The organism is Amycolatopsis sp. PSD-21 (assembly GCF_055561455.1).
Map to the genome: position 1 here is coordinate 497177 of NZ_CM145712.1, position 23601 is coordinate 520777.

Here is a 23601-nt window from a genome sequence, read left to right on the forward strand (position 1 = left end):
CTTGCCTACCAGGTCAGCGGCTTGGCGGCAGCCCAGACGGTCTCGAAGCTCTCCATGTACGTCTCGAACATGTCGCCCTTCGGCGTCTGCCGGAGGTGCAGAGCGGGGGCGTGCGCTCCTGGAAGGCCGTACACATGGGTGTTGATGACCATCTCGTCGTCGAACCGGAACACCGAGTTGTACAGCGTGGTGGTGTGCAGCCGTGCCTCTACGCCAGGTATGCCATCGAGCGGGCGTAGGAACGCTAGTGCGTTGCGGATGCGAGCGGAAACCGTGCGTGCGTCGAGCCGTTCCTCTTCGCTGCGCTTGGTGGCCTCGTCCGCGTCGGGATCGCCGAACAGAAGCCGAATTTTGGCCCCATCACTGGCTTTCTGTTTGATCTGCTTCGCAAACGTCGGTCGTTCAACGAGGAACAGGGCGGCCAGGCAAAGAATGTCGATGCGTTCCCCGCTGTCGTCCAGCAGCCGAGTCCACAGGTCGGCAGGGATCGCGTTCCGGTGCGAGAAGACTTCGACGACTTCCGGGTTGCCGCGCGGTTCCATCGCGGAGCTTGGCGGATTAATGGCCTGGCTCGTCGGCGACGCAGTCGGTTCGGGGACGAACTCGATTCCACCGTCGTGAAACTCGAAGAGTTGTTCGGCTTGCCAGCCGGGAAGCATTGCTTCAAGGATTCGGCAGTGGTCGGCGTAGGGCAGGCCGACGAGTTCGCCGGACAGCCATCGGTAGAACTGGGCTTTGCTGGGAAAGCTGCCCCTGAGGCTCTTGTCCACTTTCTCGGCCACCTTGTCGTACTCGCGGCAGAACGCGCGGTAGCTCTGCAAGTGTCGTCCTCTGAGCAGGACTTTGAGGACGATCGGCCGGGCTTCCTGAGCTGTGGTGTCGGGGCTCATGAGACCAAGCTAGCACGGGAGACGAGACAAGACGAGACAAGGTGAGTGCGAGACGCTGTGAGGCGAGACCGAGACGGTGTCGTGACGGGACACTCATTTGGCCGATTGTTGTAGGTACGCCGGTAAAGGCGTATCCGACAAGCGGGAAGGTTCACTACGACATGGCGATCGAAAAGGGCATCCGATTCAGCGTTGACCACGATGACGCGTTTCCACAAGGTCTTGTGATGGTGGGCGAAGTGTCGCCGGACAACGAATACCAGTCGCGTGAGGAGAGGGCGCAGGGGCGGCCGACGAGGCAGCGGGTGGACGAGGTGACGGGGAAGCGGCAGTGGAAGTTCATGGCGACCGACCCCGGTGAGACGAAGGCGAAGCGGGCTTCGTTCGAGATCACGCTGCTGGCCGATGTGCAGCCGGTGCCGACGACGGCCGAGGTGATGCCGGGAATGCGCCCGGTGGAGCTGGACGGGCTGACCGCTGAACCCAAGGTGACCGGGCAGGGTGAGTACAAGTACCTGTCCTACGTGTTCCGCGCTACCGGATTCAAGGCGGCGGGAAGTGGCGCGGGCGGGAAGGCATCACGGTCGACGGCGGCTGAGTCCTCGGCCAAGGCCGCGTGACGGCACTGACTTCTAGAGGGAAGTGGTGTCGTGACGTCGAAAAAGCAGGTGTCCGTGTGGGAGTCGGCGTACCGCGTCTATCGGGACGCGGCGGACGTGGATGCACGGTCGAGGGGCGCGAATCCGGATGTGGCGCGAGAGATGGCGGCGGCGTCGCGGTTGGTCGCTCAGGCATGGCGAGCGCTGGGTAGTGATCCCGACCTGCCGTGGTGGGTGGTCGCCGCCGTGGGGTCCGCCGCGCAAGCCTTCGAGGACCAGGCACGGCAGTGGGAACGCAAGGCGGGAGGTGACGAGTATGCGGGAGGGGTTCGGCCCAACGTGGGTGATCAGCCCGTGGGCCGAGGTGACGGTGGAGGAGACTGGTTCGGGTCCGGGGTCGCCCCCGGCGCTGGTGCTGTCGGGCACAGCGGGATCGCTGACGATCCGTCCTCCCGAACATCGGGGCGACTGGCTGAGCCGGGCCGTCTTCCTTCGCCGACTCCGCGATTGCGCGGACGAACTGGCGGCACTGCTCGAAAGCCGCGCACGGACCGGGGCCTGTGATGACGACTCCGGGCAGGAATGAGCCGCAAACACTCAAGGATGCGCACGACGTTGCGGCAGCCACTCGTCCGCTGCCAGGGGCGAGCCTGTCGACGTGGCTGAAATGGCGGCAGGCCAACGCCAAAATGTATCGCGCGGTGTCCGATGTGGACCGCTTTCATCATCACGAGATTCGGTACTGGGTCGCGCACGAGGACGGCAAGGCGGAAGAACTGGCCGCGAGGATTCGGGCGGAGAAATCGGATGCCAAGTAGACGCGTGCAGGAATGGGGAGGCAACGGCGACGGTTCGATGCTGAGCGGCAAGACGGCGGCGCAATGGTTGCGGCGGGCACGTCGGTTTCGGCGGCTGACCCAAGCCCAACTGGCCAAGCGATCCGGCATCAGCCCTCGGCACCTCGGCCAACTAGAGCGGGGCGAACGGCCGTTGACCACGGTGACTACAGCGGTCCGCCTGGCGGATGGCCTGGACATCGCACGGGAGCACGTGTGGTTGGTCGCGCTTCGGGAGTTCGAACGTAAGGAGCGTGCACAGTCACAAGACTGACCAGATAGGCAAGAACTGAATATCGAAATTTCGCACGTGGGGATGTGTGGCGGATAAACGCGTCCCCACGTGGCTAAAAGTGTCCCTTAAAACGCAGAACCGGCCCTTGGCTACCAACCTGTTCCGGTTCTGCGCCTGTCCACTGGAGCAGTGAACAATGACGAAGATAAATGACGGCACACAGTGCGAGTCAACGGGGGTCACCCGAACGCGCTGTCCGGAATGCAAACGGTTCGCTCGGCTGCTGCCGGGTGAGGAGAAGTGCTCCCCGTGCCTGGGGATGCTGCCGCTGCCGATCGTGGTTCCCGCTGCGGGTCTGCGGGGTGGTCGGTGATGAACACGCAGGAGATCATGACCACCCTTGCCGTGGGTGGCGGGCTGGCGGTGGTGTTGTGGGTGCTGGCCAAGGTTGGCCGTGTGCTGGCGAGTGTGTTCGAGGCGCTGGCCGCGTTGGCGGTGCTTGGTGTGGCGCTGTGGGGCCTGCTGCGGGCGGTCGGCTGGGTTGTTCGGCAACTTGTCGGGCACTGGCGTACCTGTCTGGCGCTGCTGGGGTTGTGGGCCTGGTGCACGGTGCTGGGCTGGGTGTCCCTCGTCGTCGCGGTCGGCGTGCTGGCGGCGATGCTGCTCGTCTGGTGGCGCTGGGACGCGGTCGGCTATGACCTGTGGTGTGGGCGGTGGCTGCGGGCGTGGTGGCTGCGCTGGGCGCTCTACGGGCGGAAGCTGGCCGGGTGGCTGCACGCCTGCGGGCTGACGGTCCGGGATGACGCGATTCCCGTTGATGTGACGGTGAACCTGGTGTCCCGTCGGCGCAAGCGTGAGGCGGTCACGAAGGCGCGGCAGGCGTCCGGGGTGGCGGTGCCGAAACTGCTGTCGGTCCGCTCCGGCCCGTCGTGGGATGAGGTCCGGGTCCGGCTGGTCCCTGGACAGAAGCCGGAAGACTTCGATGAGGTCGCGCGAGAGCTGGCGGTGGCGCGCAAGGTCGCGCGGTGTCAGGTGCGGGAGCTTGAGCCGGATGTGGTGTCCATCGACTTCATGCGCCGGGATCTGCTGGACACGGCGGTGACGTGCCTGCCGGTTCCAGAGATGGTGTCCGTGGACGGCTCGGGCGTGGATCTGCGGGCGGTGTACGCGGGTTCGACGGAGTACGGCACGCCGTGGACGTTGCCGCTGGTTGGTGGTGGCGCGCACACGCTGGTGGCTGGTGCGTCGGGGTCGGGGAAGGGCTCGGTTCTGTGGGCTCCGCTGGTGTCGGCTGCGGCACCGATCCGCGCCGGTCTCGTCCGGGTGTCCGGGATCGACCCGAAGGCGGTCGAACTTGCTTACGGTCGCGGGATCTTCGCTCGCTACGGGGTGTCCGGCAAGGAAGCGCTGGATGTCCTCGACGCGCTGATGGAGGAGCTGGAGAACCGGAAGCGCGTCTTCGCCGGGTACACCCGTCAGGTCCCGGTCTCGGCCGAGTATCCGGTGGAGCTGCTGGAGTTCGACGAGATCGGCGCTCTGACCCGCTACACCGATCGCAAGACCCGTGACGCGATCGTGGAACGGGTCGCGATCCTGACCACTCAGGGGCGGGCGCTCGGGTTCGCGGTCCGAGGCTATGTCCAGGAGCCGACCAAGGAAACCGTTCCGGTGCGGGAGCTGTTCACCCGCCGTATCTGCCTGCGGGTGACCGCGAAGAGTCAGGTCCCGATGGTCCTCGGGGACGGCGCCTATGAGCGTGGGGCGTGGGCGAACCGGATTCCCGAGTCGGCGGCCGGTGTCGGCTACGTCTGGGGCGAAGGCATCCGCGAACCCCTGCGCGTGCGGGCCGGTTGGGTTCCGGACCAGACCGTCAAGCATCTGGAGCACTACGTCACCAACGGCGGTGCCTCGGTCATCCACCTGTCAGACCGGCGCGGCGAGAGGGGGACGGCATGACGACAGATTCGCAGGTCGGAACAGGTCCGGCCGCCCCGCCGGCCACGAATGGACGAATCCGCGGGGCGCTCTCTGCGGAGGTCGTGAAGGCCACCGCGGAAAAGCACGGCGTGTGTGTCCGGCCCTTCACGATGGAGGTCGGAGACACCGAAACCGGCGAGATCCGCTACGTGCCCGTGCCCTGTGGGGCGACGGTCGAATCGGTGTGCCTTCCCTGCGCTCGCAAGGCAAAAGCGCTCCGTCAGGCACAGTGCCGCGAGGGCTGGCATATGACCGAAGAACCCGTCATCGAACGGGAAGCGCCGTCGAAGACCCAAACGGAGCTGGTGGCGTTCCGGGCAGATCTGGCGGCGGCCTACCGGGAGGCGCTGGCGGTCGGTGACGAGGTCGAGATGGAGGAGCTGCGGGCAGAGGTCGCCTCGGTGGACGAGGAGCTGCGGGCGTCCGGGATGACGGGTCGCCTGCCTGCCCTTGACGTCCCGGAGAAGCGTCCGGTGAAGCGGTCGACCAAGCGGCGGCAGGACGCGCCGAACTTGCCACGCCGCAAGGTCGCCAAGACCACCGTGGGCCGTGAGTTCGCGGGGAAGTTCCGGCCGTCGATGTTCGTCACGCTCACCTGCGACACCTACGGCCCGGTCCGCTCCGACGGCTCGCCGGTCAACCCGACCACCTATGACTACCGGCGGGCTGCTCGGGACGCGGTGCACTTCTCGGCGCTGGTGGACCGGTGGTGGCAGAACCTGCGGCGGGCGGTCGGCTGGGATGTGCAGTACTTCGCCACCGTGGAACCCCAACGGCGGGCGGCTCCGCACCTGCACACCGCCCTACGGGGCTCCATCTCGCACGAGGTCATCCGGATGGTCACGGAGGCCACCTATCACCAGGTGTGGTGGCCCAACCATGACGAGATCGTGTACACGGACCGGGAACCGTTGTGGGACATGCGTTCCCGGACGTTCGTGGACCCGGACACTCGGGAGCCGCTGCCGTCGTGGGATGAGGCCGTGGAGGCGGTGGAGGAACCGGCGCATGTGGTCACGTTCGGCCGTCAGGTGCACTCCAAGGGGATCTTGGGCGGTACCGAGGAATCCGGGCGTCACATCGGCTACCTCACCAAGTACCTGACCAAGTCCACCGGCGAGGTGGTCGACGCTGACACCCCGGCCCAGCAGGATCACCACGACCGTCTTCACGCGGAACTGTCGGTGACCCCGTGTTCGCCTCGGTGCGCGGTGTGGCTGCTGTACGGCATCAACCCCAAGGGAGCCAACGGAAAGACCGTTCCCGGTCACTGCAAGGGACGCGCTCATCGTCGAACGACGCTCGGGCTACCGGGGCGGCGGGTGCTGGTGTCGCGGAAGTGGTCGGGCAAGACCGTGGCCGATCACAAGGCAGACCGGAAGGGCTTCGTCCTGGACGCGCTGGCCGCTGTCGGCATCACCAAGAAACAACCCGAACCGGACCGGTTCGTCTGGCGCAAGGTCGAACCCGGAGACACCCACTGCCCACCACGGGACCACCTGGTGATGCGCGCCATCTCCGAACGGATCACCTGGAAGGCCGAGTACGACCGGGCGCTACTCGCGGCACAGGGGCCACCCGGTGAAGGTCCGGAAACTTCGGCAACTCGGCAAGCGGCCTAGGAAGGGGGAGACGTGGAGAAGAACTATCTGACAGTCGATGAAGCGGCTGAGTACCTGAACACGGGTGTCCGGTTCGTGCGGCGGCTGATCGCGGAACGGCGGATCGCTTTCCATAAGGTCGGCGTTCACGTTCGGCTGGCGGTCGCTGATCTGGACGCGTTCGTGCTGGCGGGACGCGTCGAGCCGGTACGGGTGAGCTGGTCCGCTGGTCGGGCGGTGGCGTGATGGCGAAGAAGCGGAGGCGGTTCGGGTCGGTTCGGAAGCTGCCTTCCGGCCGGTTTCAGGCGTCGTTCCTCGGTCCGAACGGAGTGCGCCAGTACGCGCCGGACACGTTCCGGACCAGGACCGACGCTGATCGATGGCTGGTCGGCGTAGAGGCGGACATCAACAAGGGTGCCTGGCTGGACGACAAGCTAGGACGAGAAACGTTCGGCAACTACGCGGGTGCTTACCTGCGCGACAGTCCGAACATCGGGGACAGGTGGGAGGAGACGTGTCGGCGGAACATGCGCCTTCACATGACTGAGCTGCTGGATCTCCCGTTGATCGCGATCACCCCACCGGTGGTGCGGAGCTGGTACGCCAAGGCCCTGCTCGGGGAGGGCGGGAAGACGTCGATCGGGCAGTCGTACCGCTTCCTCCGTGCCGTGATGAACTCGGCCAAGAGGGACGGGGCGATCGTGATCAACCCCTGCCAGATTCCCGGTGCGGGCTCGGACAAGGCCAAAGAGCGGGGCATCGCCACCCCTGGGCAGATCGTCGACCTTGTCGAGGCGATCACTCCTCGCTACCGGGCGGCTGTGCTGCTGGCGGCCTGGTGCGGCCTTCGTCGCGGTGAGGTCTGCGGCCTGCGGACGGCTGACGTGGACCTCGTGGACGGTGTCGTGTGGGTCCGGAAGAACCGGGTGGAGCTTCTGGAGAGTCCGAAGAAGTACGACAAGGACCCCAAGACGGACGCGGGGCGTCGGCCGGTGTCGGTCCCTCCGCACGTCATGCCGTACCTGCGGGATCACATGAAGGAGTGGGCGGGGCGGGATCGGTTCTTCGTCGGCAGGGACGGGCAGCCGATGCGGGGGAACGCGGTCTATCAGGCGTTCGTCCGGGCGCGGGTGAAGGTCAGCGTGGATGTGAGCTATCACGACCTGCGGCACACGGGCCAGACACTCGCGGCGAGTGCGGGTGCGACGCTGGCTGACCTCAAGAAGCGGCTCGGGCACGCGTCGGCGGCGGCGTCCCTCCGGTATCTCCACGCGGTCGAAGGGCGGGACAAGGAGGTAGCCGACCAGTTGAGCAAGCTCGCCGCGCACGGAAACGCTGCCAAGCTGCCCAAGACCATCATCGTGAAGCACTGACCCGCGATGTTGCACGGGGGTTGCACGCGGCACTGGTGCAACCCCCGTGACCAGCGGAAACGTCTGTGCCTGAAAAGCGGAAGGTCGCCGGTTCGACCCCGGCCCTGGCCACCGCTCGACGAACCGCCTCGATGCACATCGAGGCGGTTTTTTCATGCCTGGCAAAGGGTTCACGCCAACGCGCGGTGGCGGCCGATGTCGCAGGTGCATCGGGCGCCACCGCGCGGGGCGGGACCTGGCGGCTACTGACCGGTCTGCTGCTTGATCCAGTCGCCGAACGCGGTCACGTCGGTGTAGATACCCGGCATCTCCGGGCAGCTGGCGGTCTGGCCGCGGCTCGTGGCACCGACCAGCGTCCACTTGTCGCCCGACTTCACCACGGCGGGGCCGCCCGAGTCGCCGTAACAGGCGCTCGCCTTGCCGCCCTGGTTGTCCATGCACAGCTCGGTCTGCGCGTCGTAGGCCCCGGAGCCGGAACAGCCGGAGTCTTCGGCGACCTTGGTGTCGAGCTGCTGGAGAACCACCGGTGCTTCACCGCAGCCGCGCGTCGGACAGGTCAGCCCCCAGCCGATCTCCCGCACGTCGGTGCCCGCCGCCGGCGACTGGCCGATCTCGATCGGCGCCGCCTCCGCGGGCTTGCTCAGGTGCACCAGGGCGATGTCGTACGGGCCGGAGCCGTCGTACTTCTCGTGGACCACGAACTTGTCCACCTCGGCGACCTCGCCGCCCTTGGTGTGGTCGGTGGTGTTGAGGCGGTATTGCCAGTTCGACGGCTGCTCGCCCTCGACGCAGTGCGCGGCGGTCACCAGCCACTCCGGCGTGATCAGCGACGCGCCGCAGTTGTGGTCGCCGCTCTTGGTCTGCATGGACGCCATGAAGCTGTAGGTCTCGGTCGCGTCCACACCACCCACGATCAGCGGCTGAACGCCCGAGGGCGGTTCGGCGGCGGAAGCCGGCATCGCCAACCCGAGTACGGCGGCCGCTCCGGTCAGCAGACCGGCGACGAGGGAACGAGTCCTCATCTGCTTTCTCCTTCCACACCGGTGTGTTTCACCGGTTCACTCCGGAAGGGTGGCCAATCGTCACTCGTCCGTGGAAGTGACGAAAGTCGGTGGCCGTTGCCAGTTACCAGTTGGGCGGCCTTGACTTCGAGTTAGGTGGAGGTGTCAATCTCGCAGCATGACAATCGCACCTGAGCAGGTCGACGAATGGACCGTCGGCACCCTCGACCTCGACGCCTATCTCGGCCGGATCGGCCAGGACCGCGCGAAACCTTCCGCCGCCGCGCTGCGTGAGCTGGCGAAGGCGCACGTCTTAGCCATTCCGTTCGAGAACGTCGACGTCGTTTTGGGGCAGCACAAGGGAATCGTGCTCGAAGACGTGATCGGTAAACTCGTCCGCCGCCGGCGTGGCGGCTACTGTTACGAGCACGGAAGCCTTTTCGCGGCGGCCGCCGAACAGCTCGGCTACCCCGTACGCCGCTTGGTCGCGCGGGTGCAGCCGCAGAAGAACGGGCCGTACACGCATATGACGCTCGTGGTGGAGGCCGACGGTGTCCCGCATCTGGTCGACGTCGGATTCGGCGCCGGGATGCTGGTGCCGATGCCGCTGGTCGACGGCGCCGTCGTGGACCAGGCGGGCTGGCCGCACCGGCTCGTCGCCGACGGCGACTGGTGGCGCCTGCAGAAACAGGAGGGCGACGACTGGACCGACCTGCACGCCTTCACACTCACGCCGATGCACCGGATCGACTACGAGGTCTACCACCACTACACGTCGACGCATCCGCGGTCGCCGTTCACCGGGCAGCTCGTGGTCATGCGGCTGGAGGAAGGGCTCAGCCGCAAACTGGTCGGCGAGGAGTTCATCGTCGAACGCCCGGACGGGACCAAGGAGACCACCACGATCCCGCCCGAGCGGCTCGACGCGACACTGCGCGAGCTGGACGTCGTCCTCACCGAGGACGAGCTCGCGAAACTGCTGACGATCTATCCGGGCTGAGCGCTCAGAGTTCGAATTCGGCGCGCTTGTCCTCGGGGACGAGATCCTCGTACTCACGGTGCTTCGCGATGAACGAGCGCACGTACGGGCAGTAGGGCAGGACGGACCCGCCCTGCGCCCGGACGTCGTCGAGCGCCGCGGTCACGAGCTTGCCCGCCAGGCCCTGTCCCGCGAACTCGTCCGAGATCTCGGTGTGCAGGAACAGGATCGCGTCCGGGCGGGTGCGGGTGTCCAGGAACCCGGCGGTCTTCCCGTCCACCACGATGTCGTAGCGGTCTTTACCGGCTTTGATCTCGACACTCATCCCACGGCTCCGAAAAGTTCGTCCGGCGGCGCGGGGCGACCGAGATGGAAGCCCTGCGCCTGGTCACAACGCAGCTCGCGCAGGATCGCGAGCTGCTGTCCGTCTTCGACGCCTTCGGCGACGACGATCAGGTCGACCGCGTGCGCCATCGCGATGATGCTCTTGACGATCGCCGCCGCGTCGCGCGATTCCGCGATGCCGGTGACGAAGGTGCGGTCGATCTTGAGCGTATCCAAGGGGAGCCGTTGCAGTTGGGCGAGCGACGAGTAGCCGGTGCCGAAGTCGTCGATCGCCAGTGAGACACCGAGATCGCGCAACGACGTCAGGACTTCGGCGGCCGCTGTCTGGTCCCGCATCAGCGCGCTCTCGGTGACCTCCAGGGTCAGGGCGTGCGGCGGGAGCCCGGTGGTCTTCAGCGCGTCCTGCACCCCGGCGACCAGATGCGGGTCGTCCAGCTGCCGGGCCGAGAGGTTCACCTTGAGGTTGAGGTCGATGCCGAGCTGCTCGCGCCGCCTGGCGATCTCGCGGGTGGTGGTGCGCAGGACGTACTTGCCGATCAGGTTGATCAGGTCGCTTTCCTCGGCCAGCGGAATGAACTCGGCGGGCGAGATCGTGCCGTGCGCCGGATGTTTCCAGCGCAGCAACGCCTCCACGGCGACCATCTCGCCGGATTCGATGTCCACGACCGGCTGGTACGCCGTCCAGAGCTCCTCGTTCTGCAACGCGTCGCGCAGGTCCTGTTCCATCCGGAGCCGCCGCTGCATCCGCTCGCGCAGCTCCACGTCGAAGAACTCGTAGCGCGCCCGGCCGAGCGTTTTCGCTTGGTACATCGCGACATCCGCGTCGCGCAGCAGGTCTTCGGCGGTCCGGGTGTCGTCGTTGGCCGCGGTGACGATGCCGATGCTGGCGTCGATGTGCAGCTGCCTGCCGTTGACGGTGATCGGTTCGGTCAGCGCTTCGCGCAGATGCTCGGCAAGCGCCTTGATCTCGTGCGGCTCGGTGATTTCCGCGGTCACGACGACGAATTCGTCGCCGCCCAGCCTGCCGACGAGATCGTTCTCGCCGATTCCGCGGCGCAGCCGTTCGGCCGCGATGCGGAGCACCTTGTCACCGACCGAATGCCCGAGGGAATCGTTGATCACCTTGAACTTGTCGAGATCGATGAACAGCAGCGTGGTCAGCTCAGCGCGGCCCGCGCCGGACAGCGCCTCGGCGAGGCTCTCCAGCACGAGCGTCCGGTTCGCGAGTTCGGTGAGCGGGTCGTGCGTGGCCTCGTGGGCGAGCCGTTCACCGATGGCGCGGCGTTCGGTGATGTCGGTGAACGAGGCGACCACCGCCAGGGCCGACGGGTCCTCCGGGGTCAGCAATCGCGAGGTCAGCGAGATCCAGACGTCGTCGCCGGCGGGCCTGCGCAACCGCAGCACGAGACCGGTCAGCGTGGCCCCGGTGCGGCGGGTGATCACCGACGGCATCCGGGCGGGCGGGATCCGGCCCTGTTCGTCGTACAGCTCCAGCGTCACGCACGGGACGCCGATGAGGTCGTCGTGGCCGACGCCGATGATCCGGCACGCCGCGGGGTTGGCCGATTCGATGAGGCCGCCGGGGCCGATCACGACCACGCCTTCGTCGAGCGACGCGACCACCGTGCTGTAGTGCTGTTCGGCGCGCCGCCGGGCCGTTTCGTCGGCGCAGACCAGGACGAAGCCGTCGTTCATCTCCGCGGCCGAGACGCGGATGGCCAGGGTCGAACCGTTGCGATGGCGGTGGGTCGTCTGCATGACGCCGCCCCGGCGCAGCACCGTTTCCGGGTCGAGCGCCGCGCCGACGAGGTCGCTGACCGTGCGGCCGATCGCCTCGCCCGCCGTCCAGCCGTAGACGTTCTCGGCGGCGGGGTTCCAGCTGGTCACCACGCCGGTGCCGCTGGTCGCGATGATCGCGTCGCTGACGTGGCTGATCAGCGCGGCCTGGTAGCGCAGGGTCGCTTCGGCGGCCTTCTGCGCGCTGATGTCGCGCATGATGACCTGGAACGCGGGCCTTCCTTCCCAGGTCGTACGCACCGAAATGCTCTGGACCAGATACTTCGTGCCGTCGAGCCGGAGCATGACGGTGTCGGCGGGGTCGGTCGACGCGCCTTGGCGGTGGAGCGACGCGATCCTGTCCAGCAGGGCCGGGAGCGATTCGTCGGCGACGAAATCCATGATCGGCCGCCCGATCAGCTCGGCCGTCGAAGACGCTCCGAGCGCGGTGACGGCCGCTCGGTTGACGTAGGTGACAACGCCGGCTTCGTGGACACAGACCGCGTCGGGACTGAGCTCCACCAAGAGCCGGTAACGGTCAGTGAGATCTTCGAGGGCTTGCCGGTTCTCGCGGACGTCGGTGACGTCGGTGGCGATGCCGAGCAGCCCCGTCGAGCCCTTGTCGTCGCCGATGGTGCGGGCGCGCAGCCGGATCCAGCGGACCTCGCCCGCCGGGTTCCGGAACGACTGCTCGAGTTCGAACTCGCGCCACGGCGGGGAAGTGCGGGTGCCAGAGGTCAGCGGGGCCACCAGATCGGCGAGCCTCGACTCGATCTCGGCTTCGGTGAGGACGCCGCCACCCAGCAGGTTCTCCAGTCCGGGCAGCCAGGACAGGGTCTCGTGCTCGAAGTCGTACGACCAGATGGCGGCGTGGTCGCCCGCGAGGCCGAGATCGCCGACCGGCCCGTTCCCGAACGGGGCGTCTGCCGGGCGACCGGGATTACCGGCTCCGGGCACGGCGAGGGCGTCAGCCTCCATGATCCGTCCGAACCCCCTCTTCCGGTGCTGGCACCGTCGATTACACCACCCGCCGGGGGCGCTGTATACGCGAACCGAAGGTCGGTCACCGCCGATATACGCGGGAGCAGATGAATACACGCTGTGTGACTGGCCTACGCTGGCGTGTTCCATCGGGTGAATAATTTTTGGTTAACTTCACCCATTCGGCGGTGAGTTGCGGTAAAACTACTCTTCGCTCGTTCCCGGTGCGAAAGGTTTCAGCTGGTGGATGACGACGACGTTTCGGTCGCCGACCTGCTTATTCGCGAGGGCTGGGACGACCACGAGGAGTCACGGGCAAAGTCACGCTGGAGAGTTATCGCGGTGGTGATCGCCGTGGTCGTCGCCTGCGGTGCGGCGGCTGTCCTCGTCGGATTCGATTCGGAGCCCGAACCGAATGCGGCGCCGAACCAGATGAGTGTCATCGAGATGCCGAAGCGGCCTTCGGACAACGGGGGAGCGGGCGGGACATCAGCGGTCCCGTCCACCGAGACGGTCGAAACCGGCGAGGGGGAGCCTTCGTCGCGGCCCAGCCGGACGACGTCCAGCCGCCGCACGTCGAGTTCGGCCGTACAGACGTCCGACTCCCCGGATCCCACCACCGCGCCGACGTCGTCGAACGCCCCCGCCGATCCCCCGCGGACGACCGGGTCGACCGTCGTTCCGCAGCCGCCCAACCCGACTCCGCCACCGCCTTCGACGACGCCGACCGAAGAGTGCAAGCTGTGGCCGAAGTGGCTCTTCTGTTAAGGCGCTTGCAGTAGATCCGGGTCCCGGCGTTTGCCGAGGTGGTTGAACAGCAGGTTGAGGGTGAAGGCGACGATCGCGGCGACCGTGATCGGGCTGCCGCAGATGGTCTGAAGCCACGCCGGGAAATGCTGGAAGAAGATCGAGTTTCCGAACTGGTTCGTGGCGAACGCGGGCAACAAGCCGACCCCCACCGACACCGCGACGATGAAGGTGTTGTGGTTGCCGGAGAACTCCACCTTCTTCAGGTTCTGCACGCCCACCGCCGCGACCATCGCGAACATGACCACCGCGACCGCGCCGATCACCGGCTCCGGTACGGCCGCGACGAAGGCGCCGACCTTCGGCACCAGGCCCATCAGCACGAGCAGGCCGCCGGCCATCGCGACCACCCAACGGCTGCGTACCCCGGTCATCTGCACGAGGCCGACGTTCTGCGCGAAAGCGGTGTCGGGGAACGAGTTCATCGCGCCGCCGAGGATGGCCGAGAGACCGTCCGTCGCGAGGCCGCGCGCGAGGTCGGAGTCCGTGGCCGGACGTCCGGTGATCTCGCCGACGGCGACCAGGTCGGCGGTGGATTCGGTGTAGGTCACCAGCATCACGACGCACATCGAGAGCACGGCCGCGATCGGAAAGGTCGGCGGTCCGAAATGGAACGGTGACGCGAGGCCGAACCAGCCGGCGTCGGCGATGCCCTTGAAGCTCACCAGGCCCATCGGGATGGCCGCGACCAGTCCGATCAGCAGCGCCAGCAGCGGGCCGATCTGGCTCGCGAACCCGCGCAGGACCCGGGTGAACAGCACGATCACCGCGATCACGCCGAACGCGAGCGCGATGTTGGCGGGCCTCGCGTAATCCGGTGACCCGGTGTCGTGGCCGGCGATGAGGCCGACGCCCGGGCCGATGAGCGAAATACCGATGACCATGAGCAGCGTGCCCGAAACCAGCGGCGGGAAGAACCGGATCATCTTCGCGAACGGCTTCGCGATGAGCAGCCCGAAGACACCCGACGCGATCATCGCGCCGTAGACGGCCTGCATGCCGTACTGGGACGCGATCATGATCATCGGGTTGACCACGGTGAACGTCGCACCGGCCACCACCGGCAGCCGGATACCGAAGATCTTCCCGATCCCGACCGCCTGTATCAGCGTCGCGATGCCCGCGACCAGCAGATCCGCGTTGACCAGCAGCGCGATCGTCGCCGCGTCCAGGTTCAGCGCGCTGCCCACGACGAGCGGGACGGCCACCGAGCCCGCGTACATGATCGTCATGTGCTGCAGGCCGAGCAAAGTCAGCTTCGGCAGCGGCGGCCGGGCGTCGACCGGGTGGATTTCGGGCCTGCTCATGGAACCGACCGTAGCGCGTCCACCGCGTGAGGATCATGGTGCGAAGGGGCGGTGTTGAATGGACATCGGGGTACAACGGAAGGAGCGCCGATGGAGACCGTCCTCGTCGTAGGGGCCGGGCAGAGCGGGTTCGGAGTGGCGACCTCGCTGCGGGACAAGGGGTTCGACGGCCGGGTGGTGCTGATCGGTGACGAACCCGGCCTGCCGTATCAGCGGCCTCCGCTTTCGAAGGGTTACCTCGCCGGGACCGTGGGCGACGCCCAGTTGCGTCTGCGACCCGAGGACTTCTTCGCGGAGAAGGACATCGAGCTGATCCCCGGCCGTGTCGCGACGGTGGATCGCGACGCCTCGCAGGTGGTGCTCGAGGACGGGAGCGCCCACGGGTACGACCATCTCGTCCTCGCGACGGGCGCGGACAACCGTGTCCTGCCGGTCCCCGGCTCCACTTTGGACGGTGTGTTCACCCTGCGCACCAAGGACGACGCCGACGTGTTGCGGGCCGCGCTGGAAAGCGCGGCGAACGTGGTGGTGGTCGGGGGCGGGTTCATCGGGCTCGAATTCGCCGCGCACGCCGGACGGCCGGTGACGATCGTGGAGGCGCAGGACAGGCTGATGGCCCGCGTCGCGACTCCCGAGGTCTCGGCGTACTTCGCGGCTCTGCACGAAGGGGCCGGGCACACGATCCTGCTCGGCACGGGCGTCGCCGCGTTGCACGGTGACGGCCGGGTGTCCGAGGTGGAACTGAGCGACGGCAGCCGGCTGCTCGCCGACCTGGTGCTGGTCGGCGTCGGGGTGGTGCCGCGGACACGGCTCGCCGAAGAGGCGGGCCTCGCCGTGGCGAACGGTGTCGTCGTCGACGAGCATCTGCGCACGAGCGATCCGAAGATCTCGGCGGTGGGCGACTGCGCGAACTTCCCGTGTGTCCAGGCGGGTACGGCGACCCGGCTGGAGTCGGTGCAGAACGCCGTCGACCAGGCGCGGGCCGTCGCGGCCGTCATCGCCGGTGAACCCGCGCCCTACGAGAGCCTGCCGTGGTTCTGGACCGACCAGCTCGGCGCGAAACTTCAGATCGCCGGGCTGCTGACCGGGGCGGACAAGACCGTCGTGACCGGGGACCGGGAGGGCGGGAAGTTCTCGGTGCTGTCGTTCCGCGACGGCGTGCTCGTGGGGGTGGAGTCGGTGAACCGGCCACCGGATCACATCGCCGCGCGCCGCCTGTTCGCCGCGGACCCGGAGCCACGGTTCGAGACGCTGGAGGCCAACGGCTTCGACCTCAAGGCCACCTTGGCGTCAACCCGAGGTTGACGATCCCGGCTCCGTCAACCTAAAGTTGACGGCATGGCGAATCCAGTCCGGCTAGACGACCTCATCTCGCACATCAAGCAGCAGCATCCCGACGGTGACGTGCTCGGCCAGCTGTCCGACGCGGTCTTCCTCGGCGAGCACCTCGGCGAAGTGGCCGACCATCTGATCGGTCACTTCGTCGACCAGGCGCGGCGGTCCGGCGCGTCCTGGACCGAAATCGGCAAGAACATGGGGGTGTCCAAACAGGCCGCCCAGAAGCGCTTTGTCGACTCCAGTGGCTCTTCGCTCGAAGATCTGGTGAAGGTGTTCAGCCGCTACACCGATCGCGCGCGGCACGTCGTCGTCGCGTCACGGGACGCGGCGGTGACGGCGAAGAGCCCGCAGATCGAGCCTGTGCACCTGGTCCTCGGCCTGCTCTCGGAACCGGCCGCGCTCGCCGCCGGGGCGATCGTGGCGCAGCAGGTGACCCTCGAAGCCGTCCGCGAGGCCGCGGAGGCGAGGCTGCCGGAACCCGCCGGCGAACCGGTGGAGGCGGCGAAGATGGCGTTCGGCGCGCAGGCCAAGAAGGCGCTGGAACTGACCATGCGGGAGTCGTTGCGGCTCGGGCACAACTACATCGGCACCGAGCACATCCTGCTGGCCCTGTTCGAGCTCGGCGACGACCTCCTGACCCGGCTCGGGCTCACCAAGGAGAAGACCGAGAAGCTGATCCTGCAGGCGCTGACGGAGATCGTCGCGGCGCGCGGGACATGACGCGGGTCGCGCTCACCGTCCTCGTGTTCGTCGCCCTCGTCCTGTTGGCCGCGTGATGGCCCCTGGTAGCCGGGGGCCATCACGCGGCCTGTCAGCCCTGTCAGGCGGAGGACTCGGGACGGCCGTCGGCCGCCCAAGCGGTGTGGAACGAACCCTCGCGGTCGACGCGGCGGTACGTGTGGGCACCGAAGTAGTCCCGCTGCCCCTGCACCAGCGCGGCGGGGAGCCGCTCCGCGCGCAGACCGTCGTAGTAGGCCAGGGCGGTCGAGAATCCCGGGGTCGGGATGCCGAGCCGCACCGCCGTCGAGATCACCGAACGCCAGGAGTCCTGGGCGTCCTCGACGGCCTTGCGGAAGCCGCCTGAGGTCAGAAGCGTCGGCAGCGCGGGCTCTTCGGCGTACGCGGCCGTGATGTCGTTCAGGAACTTCGCGCGGATGATGCAGCCGCCGCGCCAGATGGACGCCACCTTGCCGAGGTCGATGTCCCAGCCGTATTCGGCACCGCCCGCCTGGATCTGGTTGAAGCCCTGGGCGTACGCCACCACCTTCGACGCGTACAGCGCCTGCTCGACGTCGTCCGCGAAAGTGTCCAAAGCGGACCCTGTCAGCGGAGCGCGCGAGGGGCCGCCGAGCCCGCGGGAGGCCGCGCGCAGGCTCGACGAGCCGGACAGCGAACGCGCGAAGACGGCCTCGGCGATGCCGCTGATCGGCACGCCCAGGTCCAGTCCGATTTGGACGGTCCAGCGGCCGGTGCCCTTCTGCTCCGCCTGGTCCGCCACGACGTCGACGAACGGTTTACCGGACGCGGCGTCGGTGTGGGCCAGTACCTGCGAGGTGATCTCGATCAGGTACGAGTCCAGCCTGCCCGAATTCCAGGTGCGGAAGACCTCGGCGATCTCGGCGGGGGAGTAACCGCCCGCGCCGCGCAGGAGATCGAACGATTCTGCGATCAGCTGCATGTCCGCGTACTCGATGCCGTTGTGCACCATCTTCACGAAATGCCCGGCGCCGTCCGCGCCGACGTGCGTGCAGCACGGCTCGCCGTCGACCTTCGCCGAGATGTCCTCGAACAGCGGCCCGAGCGACTGGTACGACTCCTTGGACCCACCGGGCATGATGCTCGGCCCGTGCAGCGCGCCCTCCTCGCCGCCGGACACACCGGTGCCGACGAAGTGGATGCCCTTCTCGCGCAGCGCGGCCTCGCGGCGCCGGGTGTCCGCGAAGTGCGCGTTGCCCGCGTCGACGATCACGTCGCCCTTCTCGAGGAGCGGGACGAACTCGTCGATCACCGCGTCCGTCGGCGCGCCTGCCTTGACCATGATCACGACCTGGCGCGGCCGCTCCAGCGCGTCGACGAACTCCTGCGCCGAATACGCCGGGATGAAGTCGCCTTCGTCGCCGAACTGCTCGACCAGTTCCTTCGTCCGCTGCTCGGAACGGTTGTGCAGGGCCACCGTGTGCCCGTGCCTCGCGAGGTTCCTGGCCAGGTTGCGGCCCATGACCGCCAGGCCGGTGACCCCGATGCTCGCCTTCTTGCTCATCCGCACCCTTCCGCTTCGATTCCCGTGCCGAGCCTATCCCCGTCGAGGGATACGGCGCCGGGGCGAGAAGGGATCAACCGGGAGTTGTCCACAACCCGGCCCGCCTGTGGACAACTCGGCGCACGCGTCCTGGTGCGGCGCTCTCGGCGGTACGCTGGGATCGGGGTCGCCCCCCAGGGACGGGTGGGGGCTGCGTGCGGGGCTTCGGGGTGCGGTGAGCAGGGGTTTCAAGTGTTTCCACTGGCGCAATTGGGACGCTGAGGGTCTCGAATGCGGCATGGGGAACGCGTGCGGCGGGCATGAAGCGAGTGAGAGCGCGAGCCCGGGGAGCGTTGCGAAAGCCACTTTCGCAACCTTCAACGTTGCGAAAGTGGCTTTCGCAACACGCGGCAGGCGAGGCGGGCGCGGAGGTGCGAGGCCGTCAGGAGAAGCAGCGGATCGGGGCGCCGTTGAAGGTGACCATGTCCGCCAGCGCGGCCCCCAGATCGATCGGCGCACCCCACTCCAGCCCGTCCAGTTCGGCGTAAGCCCGGTGCAGGTTCGCCGGAAGCCGTTCCTGTTCGGACAGTGCCGCGTAGGGCCCGAGATCCGCTTCGCGAGCGGCCTGCAGCGGCGTCAGCCCGGCGGCCTTCCCGTATGAAGCGAGTTTCTGCAGGAAACCCAGGTATCCGTCGACGACGTCGATCGCTTCGGGGCCGCAAACCGGCCCGTGGCCCGGCACGATCGTCTCCGGCTCCAGTTCGCGGACCAGGTCCAGCGCCTTCCGCCAGCCGGCGGGCGAGCCCATCAGCGCGAAGGGGCTGCCGCCGTTGAAGATCAGGTCGCCGACGAACAGCACCCGCCGTTCCGGCAGCCAGACCAGTACGTCGTTGGTGGTGTGCGCCGCGTGTCCGGGGTGGATCAGCTCCAGCCGGACGTCGCCGGCGTGCACGGTCAGCCGGTCGTCGAACAGCACTTCGGGCGGCCGCAGTTCCAGAGCCCCAGTCGTTGCCGGTGAACGAGTTCTCGTAGGTGTTGATCCCGGTCGCGACCATCACCTCGCGCGTCTTCCGGTGCCCGATGATCGTCGCGCCGGCCGCCAGGTAGTTGCCGTTCGTGTGGTCGCCGTGGTGATGCGTGTTGACCACGGTGGTCACCGGCGCCCCGCCCACCGACTCCGCCGTCGCCAGCAGCGCCCTGGTACGCCGTTCGGTCGAACAAGTGTCGATCAGCACTGTGTGCTCACCCGCGGCGACGAACCCGCAGTTGTTGATCCACCACGAGCCGTCCGGCTGAAAGTAGCCGAAGACACCATCGGTGACCTGGCTGGCGAAGGGGGATTGGTCCACTCGGTCACTATGCCCGACCGGCGTGCCCGAAATGTGACGAGATCGCTCCGCCACCAGGGTGACGTACCAGGTGACTGGTGTTTTCGGCCGTTTCCTGGAACGCTGCGCAATGTCATCATCGAACCCCTCAAGGTGAAGTACCCTGGGTGGGTTCGAGTATTCGCGCGCAGGACCGCGGGCAGCCGCGGTCCTGGTTATGTGGTCCGGGAGAGCAAGGCGATGGCCAGCACCGTCACCTCGCGCCGGAAGCAGCTCGGGAACGAGCTCCGGCATGCCCGCAACGCCGCGCGGATGACACAGCAGCAGGTCGCCGAGGTTCTCGGCTGCACCCAGGGCAAGGTCAACAAGATCGAGTCCGGTGCCGTCGGGGTCAAGCTCGGGGATGTGCGATCCATGCTGAACGCGTTCGGGATCAACGGCGACGAGGCCGACACGTTGATGAACCTCGCCCGCGCCGCGGCCGGGCAGCGCGGCCACTGGTCCGGCTACCGATCCGTGGTGCCGCACTGGTTCCGCACCTTCACCGACCTCGAACCCGCGGCCGCGGAGATCCTCACCTGGCACGGCGAGCGCATCCCCGGCCCGTTGCAGTCCGAGCACTACATGCTCAAGCAGTTCACCGAAGCGGGCGCCACGGACGTCACGTCCCTGGTGCGCAACCGGCTGGACCGCAAGGCCGTCTTCGAACAGCAGCAGCCGCCTTACTACCGGTTCATCATCAGCGAAGGCGCCTTGCGCCGCGCTCCGGGCGGCTCCGCCCCGGCGGTGATGCTGGACCAGGTCGAGCATCTGCTGGCGCTGGACAAGCATCCGCGCGTGTACGTGCACGTCCTGCCGTTCGGCGCGCGCCTCGCCGCGGTGCCCAACGACTTCACCATCATGCGGTTTCCCGATCGCACCAGGGATTTCGTCTACATCGAACATTCCGCGGGCGGGCTGTACCTCGACGACGTCAAGGACTTCAACATCTTCGTCGACTCCTGGGACAGGCTGCGCGGCGCCGCGCTGGAACGCCAGGAGACCCGGCAGTTCCTCAAGGAACTCGCCGAGCTGTACAGAACCCAGATGCAATCCTGAGATGGACCCGCGGTTCCTGCCCGACGGCGTGGATCTCGAGCGGCCCAACGCCGCCCGGATCTACGACTGGGCGCTCGGCGGAACCGCGAACTGGGCGGTGGACCGGGAATTCGGCGAGCAGATGGTCAAGGCGTTCCCGCTCATCCGCTCGCTCGCCAGGGCCAATCGCGCCTTCCTCGGCCGCGCGGTGCGGTACTGCGCCGAGCACGGCGTGAACCAGTTCCTCGACCTCGGCTCCGGCGTGCCCACGGTCGGCAACGTCCACGAGATCGCCGGCGACGCCGACGGCGACAGCCGGTGCGTGTACGTCGACAACGAGCCGGTCGCCGTGGCGCACGCCAGGATCCTGCTGGAAAAGAACGGGGATCCCGCCAGGCACGCGGTGCTCGGCGGCGACCTGCGCGACGCGGACGACATCTGGGAACGCGCCATCGACACCGGCGTGCTCGATCCGGCGAAACCAGTGGCCCTGCTCACCGTCGCGGTCCTGCATTTCGTGCCGGGCCCCGAGCTCGCCGCCGTCGTCGCGCGCTACCGGAGGCTGCTGCCCGCGGGTTCCTTCTACGTCCTGTCCCACGTCACGATGTCCGACGTGGAGGGTGACGAGCTGGGACAGGTCCAGCGCGTGGTGAAGCAGTACGAGCAGTCGAGCACGCCCGTGTCCTTCCGCGACAAGGAAGAGATCCTCGGTTTCTTCGGCGATTTCGACCTCGTGGCACCGGGTCTCGTCCCGGTCGGCGCATGGCGGCTGGACGACCCCCACTCGCCTGCGCTTAACTGCGCCATCGGCGGGGTCGCCCGCAAACCCGGTTTCTGACGAGGTGTGACGGTATGACGACGCAGCACGACCCCAGTGACCCCGCGGCTCCCGAAGGTGTCGATCTCGAACGACCCAACGTGGCCAGGGTGTACGACTGGTTCCTCGGCGGTTCGGCCAACTGGGCCATCGACCGCGAGTTCGGCTCGCAGGTGCTGAAGCAGTTCCCGGAGGTCAAGACGTTCGCCCGCGTCGGCCGCGACTTCCTCGGCCGCGGCGTGGGTTACCTTGCCCGCCAGGGGATCACGCAGTTCCTCGACATCGGCTCCGGCGTGCCCACCGTCGGCAACGTCCACCAGATCGCGAGCGCGATCAATCCCGAAAGCCGGGTCGTGTACGTCGACATCGAGCCGGTCGCCGTCGCGCATTCCCAGCTGCTGCTGGAACGGGAGGGGCTGCTCGGGCGGCACGCGGTCCTGCAGGGCGACGTACGGGATCCCGCCGACATCTGGAAACGCGCCCTCGAGACCGGAGTGCTCGACCCGCGGCAGCCGATCGGGCTGGTGCTGGTCGGCCTGCTGTACTTCCTCGGCCCGGAGGAGCCCGTGCACGAGATGGTCCAGCGGTATCTCGATTTCCTGCCGTCGGGTTCGTACTTCCTGTCCTCGCATCTGACCGAGGACGGCGTCACCCGCAAGGAAGGCGACAACCGGGAGAACGTCCAGGAGCTGTACAAGAAGACGAGCGCGCCGTTCCATCTGCGGTCCCGCGCGGAGTTCGCCGCGTTCTTCGACGGCCTGGAGATGGTGGAGCCGGGTATCGACTGGATGGCCACCTGGCATCTCGACGAAGCGGATTCCCGGGCGAGCGACCGGTTCGCGGACGACCCGACCTTCACCGGCGGGCTCGGCGGGCTGGGCCGCAAGCCCTGAGCGATCAGGCCCGGCCGGTCAGATGCCCGACCATGGGTGTCAGGTCGAATCGACCTTCGAGCGGCCGGCCGGTCCTGATCGGGTCCCGGTGCGCGCCGGGCGCGTCGATCTCCGAGTTCCACGGCGGCTGTTTGCGCAGCGGCGCCTGGATGAGGCTGAACCCGAACCGCTGACGCAGTTCGAGCCCGATGGTGCGGTGGTGGTGCTTCGCCGAGGCCAGGCGTTCGTCCTCACGGCGGAACAGCAGCGTGGTGAGACGGACGGCCATGGCGGTCACACCCCCCGGCTCGGACGCGGCAACCGCGCCTGGTCGGCCGAACCGGCGAGGCCGAGACAACGCTCACAGGGCATCCCCGAACCGACGGGAACCCATTCCAGGTGGTCGTACGGCATCGCCGCGCCGCAGCGGGCGTGCAGGAATTCGGGGTGCGAACCCCCGGTGTGCAAGTCGAAGAGATGCGCGGAGCGGCGGCTTTCGCCCGCCGTCCCGGCCATGAGCCTGCCGACGGCCAGTACCGTCGCCGGCATGGTGTCCTGAATGATCACGCTGATCCTCCCCCACGAGGTCGGCGGTGGGTGGTCATGCGCCGCGGGGTGGGTGTTCCCGCCGGTCACCTGCCGTCGGTGTCCTGCCGGAACGGCGAAACTCCCTGCTGACGCACCCGGTGACGCCGTCGCCGGGGTGTCCGCGTGCTGCGAGCGAATCACCAACAACCGAGCCCCGGCCGCTGCGATTAATCCTACTCCTGGAATAATCTTCATGTCGAGGGTGGGCGGAGTTGATCACCCACTTGGCCGTGCGGGATAGTCCCGTTGAGGCAGGGAGAAGCCGGGACGGTGACGGTTCGCGCAGGTCGCGGCCCGCACCCCCGACCGACGTTCGGAGGTACGACCAATGGCCGATTATCCATCGGCGTCGGATTACGATCCGACCACGGCCGTGTCGCTGTTCGACGACTCCGCGTGGGAGAAGTCCTTCGCGAGTGAGCCCAACGGGGGGAACTGCGTCGAGGTCAACCTCGCCCGTGAAGGCCTGGTGGGAGTGCGTGACACCAAACTGGCCAACAGTCCCGTCTTCGTCTTCGATTCCGGTGAGTGGAACGCCTTCCTCGTTGCGGTCAAGGCCGGACAGTTCGATTTGAGCCCATGACGAACGGCTCGCGTGCCCATCGGGACACGCGAGCCATCCGATCTTCGGTCAC

General features: G+C 67.6%; 23 protein-coding genes and 1 pseudogene. 15 read left to right on the top strand and 9 right to left on the bottom strand.

Annotated features, from left to right (window positions below):
- Positions 1-5: 5 nt before the first annotated feature.
- The gene (locus ACZ1DY_RS02615) at positions 6-890 is read right to left on the bottom strand and encodes a hypothetical protein (protein WP_465483515.1); all 885 of its coding nucleotides are present in this window, start codon (positions 888-890) and stop codon (positions 6-8) included.
- A gap of 161 nt (positions 891-1051) precedes the next feature.
- Between ACZ1DY_RS02615 and ACZ1DY_RS02620 the strand changes: the two genes are divergently transcribed.
- The 7 genes from ACZ1DY_RS02620 (at position 1052) to ACZ1DY_RS02650 (ending at position 7511) form a co-directional block, all read left to right on the top strand.
- A complete protein-coding gene (locus ACZ1DY_RS02620) occupies positions 1052-1510 on the top strand; it encodes a hypothetical protein (protein ID WP_465483516.1) in 459 nt (152 codons plus the stop codon).
- Between the two features lie 542 nt (positions 1511-2052).
- Positions 2053-2307, top strand: coding sequence for an AMED_5909 family protein (locus ACZ1DY_RS02625; RefSeq protein WP_465483517.1), 255 nt, complete (start codon positions 2053-2055; stop codon positions 2305-2307).
- Positions 2308-2344: 37 nt separating this feature from the next.
- On the top strand, positions 2345-2599 hold the full coding sequence (locus ACZ1DY_RS02630; protein WP_465485812.1) for a helix-turn-helix domain-containing protein: 255 nt from the start codon (positions 2345-2347) through the stop codon (positions 2597-2599).
- A gap of 333 nt (positions 2600-2932) precedes the next feature.
- The gene (locus ACZ1DY_RS02635) at positions 2933-4516 is read left to right on the top strand and encodes an FtsK/SpoIIIE domain-containing protein (RefSeq protein ID WP_465483518.1); all 1584 of its coding nucleotides are present in this window, start codon (positions 2933-2935) and stop codon (positions 4514-4516) included.
- Entirely contained in the window at positions 4513-6159 is a 1647-nt protein-coding gene (locus ACZ1DY_RS02640) for a replication initiator (protein ID WP_465483519.1), read from the top strand. Before ACZ1DY_RS02635 ends, ACZ1DY_RS02640 begins: the two co-directional genes overlap by 4 nt.
- Positions 6160-6171: 12 nt before the next feature.
- Positions 6172-6384: a helix-turn-helix domain-containing protein gene (locus tag ACZ1DY_RS02645; protein ID WP_465483520.1), complete on the top strand. Its 213-nt coding sequence runs from the start codon at positions 6172-6174 to the stop codon at positions 6382-6384.
- Positions 6384-7511, top strand: coding sequence for a tyrosine-type recombinase/integrase (locus ACZ1DY_RS02650; RefSeq protein WP_465483521.1), 1128 nt, complete (start codon positions 6384-6386; stop codon positions 7509-7511). The genes ACZ1DY_RS02645 and ACZ1DY_RS02650 overlap by 1 nt, the downstream gene beginning before the upstream one ends.
- 242 nt (positions 7512-7753) lie before the next feature.
- Here the strand turns inward: ACZ1DY_RS02650 and ACZ1DY_RS02655 are convergent, their stop codons facing one another.
- Entirely contained in the window at positions 7754-8533 is a 780-nt protein-coding gene (locus ACZ1DY_RS02655) for a S1 family peptidase (RefSeq protein WP_126732293.1), read from the bottom strand.
- A gap of 157 nt (positions 8534-8690) precedes the next feature.
- Here ACZ1DY_RS02655 and ACZ1DY_RS02660 point away from each other — a divergent pair, with 157 nt between their 5' ends.
- Positions 8691-9512 carry an arylamine N-acetyltransferase family protein gene (locus ACZ1DY_RS02660; RefSeq protein WP_465483522.1) on the top strand — a complete coding sequence of 274 codons (822 nt, stop codon included), beginning with the start codon at positions 8691-8693 and terminating at the stop codon, positions 9510-9512.
- A 4-nt stretch (positions 9513-9516) separates the two neighbouring features.
- Here the strand turns inward: ACZ1DY_RS02660 and ACZ1DY_RS02665 are convergent, their stop codons facing one another.
- Positions 9517-9816 carry a GNAT family N-acetyltransferase gene (locus ACZ1DY_RS02665; protein WP_465483523.1) on the bottom strand — a complete coding sequence of 100 codons (300 nt, stop codon included), beginning with the start codon at positions 9814-9816 and terminating at the stop codon, positions 9517-9519.
- Positions 9813-12590: an EAL domain-containing protein gene (locus tag ACZ1DY_RS02670; protein WP_465483524.1), complete on the bottom strand. Its 2778-nt coding sequence runs from the start codon at positions 12588-12590 to the stop codon at positions 9813-9815. The genes ACZ1DY_RS02665 and ACZ1DY_RS02670 overlap by 4 nt, the downstream gene beginning before the upstream one ends.
- A 246-nt stretch (positions 12591-12836) precedes the next feature.
- Here ACZ1DY_RS02670 and ACZ1DY_RS02675 point away from each other — a divergent pair, with 246 nt between their 5' ends.
- Positions 12837-13361 (top strand): serine/threonine protein kinase, encoded by a 525-nt coding sequence (locus ACZ1DY_RS02675; protein WP_465483525.1) that lies wholly within the window; start codon positions 12837-12839, stop codon positions 13359-13361.
- Here the strand turns inward: ACZ1DY_RS02675 and ACZ1DY_RS02680 are convergent.
- On the bottom strand, positions 13358-14707 hold the full coding sequence (locus ACZ1DY_RS02680; RefSeq protein ID WP_126732288.1) for a nucleobase:cation symporter-2 family protein: 1350 nt from the start codon (positions 14705-14707) through the stop codon (positions 13358-13360). The genes ACZ1DY_RS02675 and ACZ1DY_RS02680 overlap by 4 nt on opposite strands.
- Before the next feature lie 90 nt (positions 14708-14797).
- Here ACZ1DY_RS02680 and ACZ1DY_RS02685 point away from each other — a divergent pair, with 90 nt between their 5' ends.
- The gene (locus tag ACZ1DY_RS02685) at positions 14798-16012 is read left to right on the top strand and encodes an NAD(P)/FAD-dependent oxidoreductase (RefSeq protein ID WP_465483526.1); all 1215 of its coding nucleotides are present in this window, start codon (positions 14798-14800) and stop codon (positions 16010-16012) included.
- 33 nt (positions 16013-16045) lie between these two features.
- Positions 16046-16765, top strand: a complete 720-nt coding sequence (locus ACZ1DY_RS02690; protein ID WP_465483527.1) for a Clp protease N-terminal domain-containing protein — start codon at positions 16046-16048, stop codon at positions 16763-16765.
- Between the two features lie 100 nt (positions 16766-16865).
- On the opposite strand, the gene gndA is transcribed toward ACZ1DY_RS02690, so the two are convergent.
- Positions 16866-18305: an NADP-dependent phosphogluconate dehydrogenase gene (gene gndA / locus ACZ1DY_RS02695; RefSeq protein WP_126732285.1), complete on the bottom strand. Its 1440-nt coding sequence runs from the start codon at positions 18303-18305 to the stop codon at positions 16866-16868.
- Positions 18306-18726: 421 nt separating this feature from the next.
- Positions 18727-19633, bottom strand: a pseudogene (locus ACZ1DY_RS02700) (MBL fold metallo-hydrolase).
- A gap of 219 nt (positions 19634-19852) precedes the next feature.
- Here ACZ1DY_RS02700 and ACZ1DY_RS02705 point away from each other — a divergent pair.
- Genes ACZ1DY_RS02705 through ACZ1DY_RS02715 form a run of 3 tightly spaced genes read left to right on the top strand, consistent with a single transcriptional unit; the run spans position 19853 to position 22399 of the window.
- Entirely contained in the window at positions 19853-20710 is an 858-nt protein-coding gene (locus ACZ1DY_RS02705; RefSeq protein ID WP_126733165.1) for a helix-turn-helix domain-containing protein, read from the top strand.
- A gap of 1 nt (position 20711) precedes the next feature.
- Complete coding sequence (locus ACZ1DY_RS02710; RefSeq protein ID WP_465483528.1) at positions 20712-21527, top strand: SAM-dependent methyltransferase; 816 nt, start codon at positions 20712-20714, stop codon at positions 21525-21527.
- Between the two features lie 14 nt (positions 21528-21541).
- Entirely contained in the window at positions 21542-22399 is an 858-nt protein-coding gene (locus ACZ1DY_RS02715; RefSeq protein WP_126733167.1) for an SAM-dependent methyltransferase, read from the top strand.
- 4 nt (positions 22400-22403) lie between these two features.
- On the opposite strand, the gene ACZ1DY_RS02720 is transcribed toward ACZ1DY_RS02715, so the two are convergent.
- Both ACZ1DY_RS02720 and ACZ1DY_RS02725 read right to left on the bottom strand, forming a co-directional pair.
- On the bottom strand, positions 22404-22667 hold the full coding sequence (locus ACZ1DY_RS02720) for a hypothetical protein (protein ID WP_185927113.1): 264 nt from the start codon (positions 22665-22667) through the stop codon (positions 22404-22406).
- Between the two features lie 5 nt (positions 22668-22672).
- Positions 22673-22945, bottom strand: a complete 273-nt coding sequence (locus ACZ1DY_RS02725; protein WP_034310462.1) for a hypothetical protein — start codon at positions 22943-22945, stop codon at positions 22673-22675.
- Positions 22946-23294: 349 nt separating this feature from the next.
- Between ACZ1DY_RS02725 and ACZ1DY_RS02730 the strand changes: the two genes are divergently transcribed.
- Positions 23295-23549, top strand: a complete 255-nt coding sequence (locus ACZ1DY_RS02730; RefSeq protein WP_126733169.1) for a DUF397 domain-containing protein — start codon at positions 23295-23297, stop codon at positions 23547-23549.
- Positions 23550-23601 lie beyond the last annotated feature (52 nt).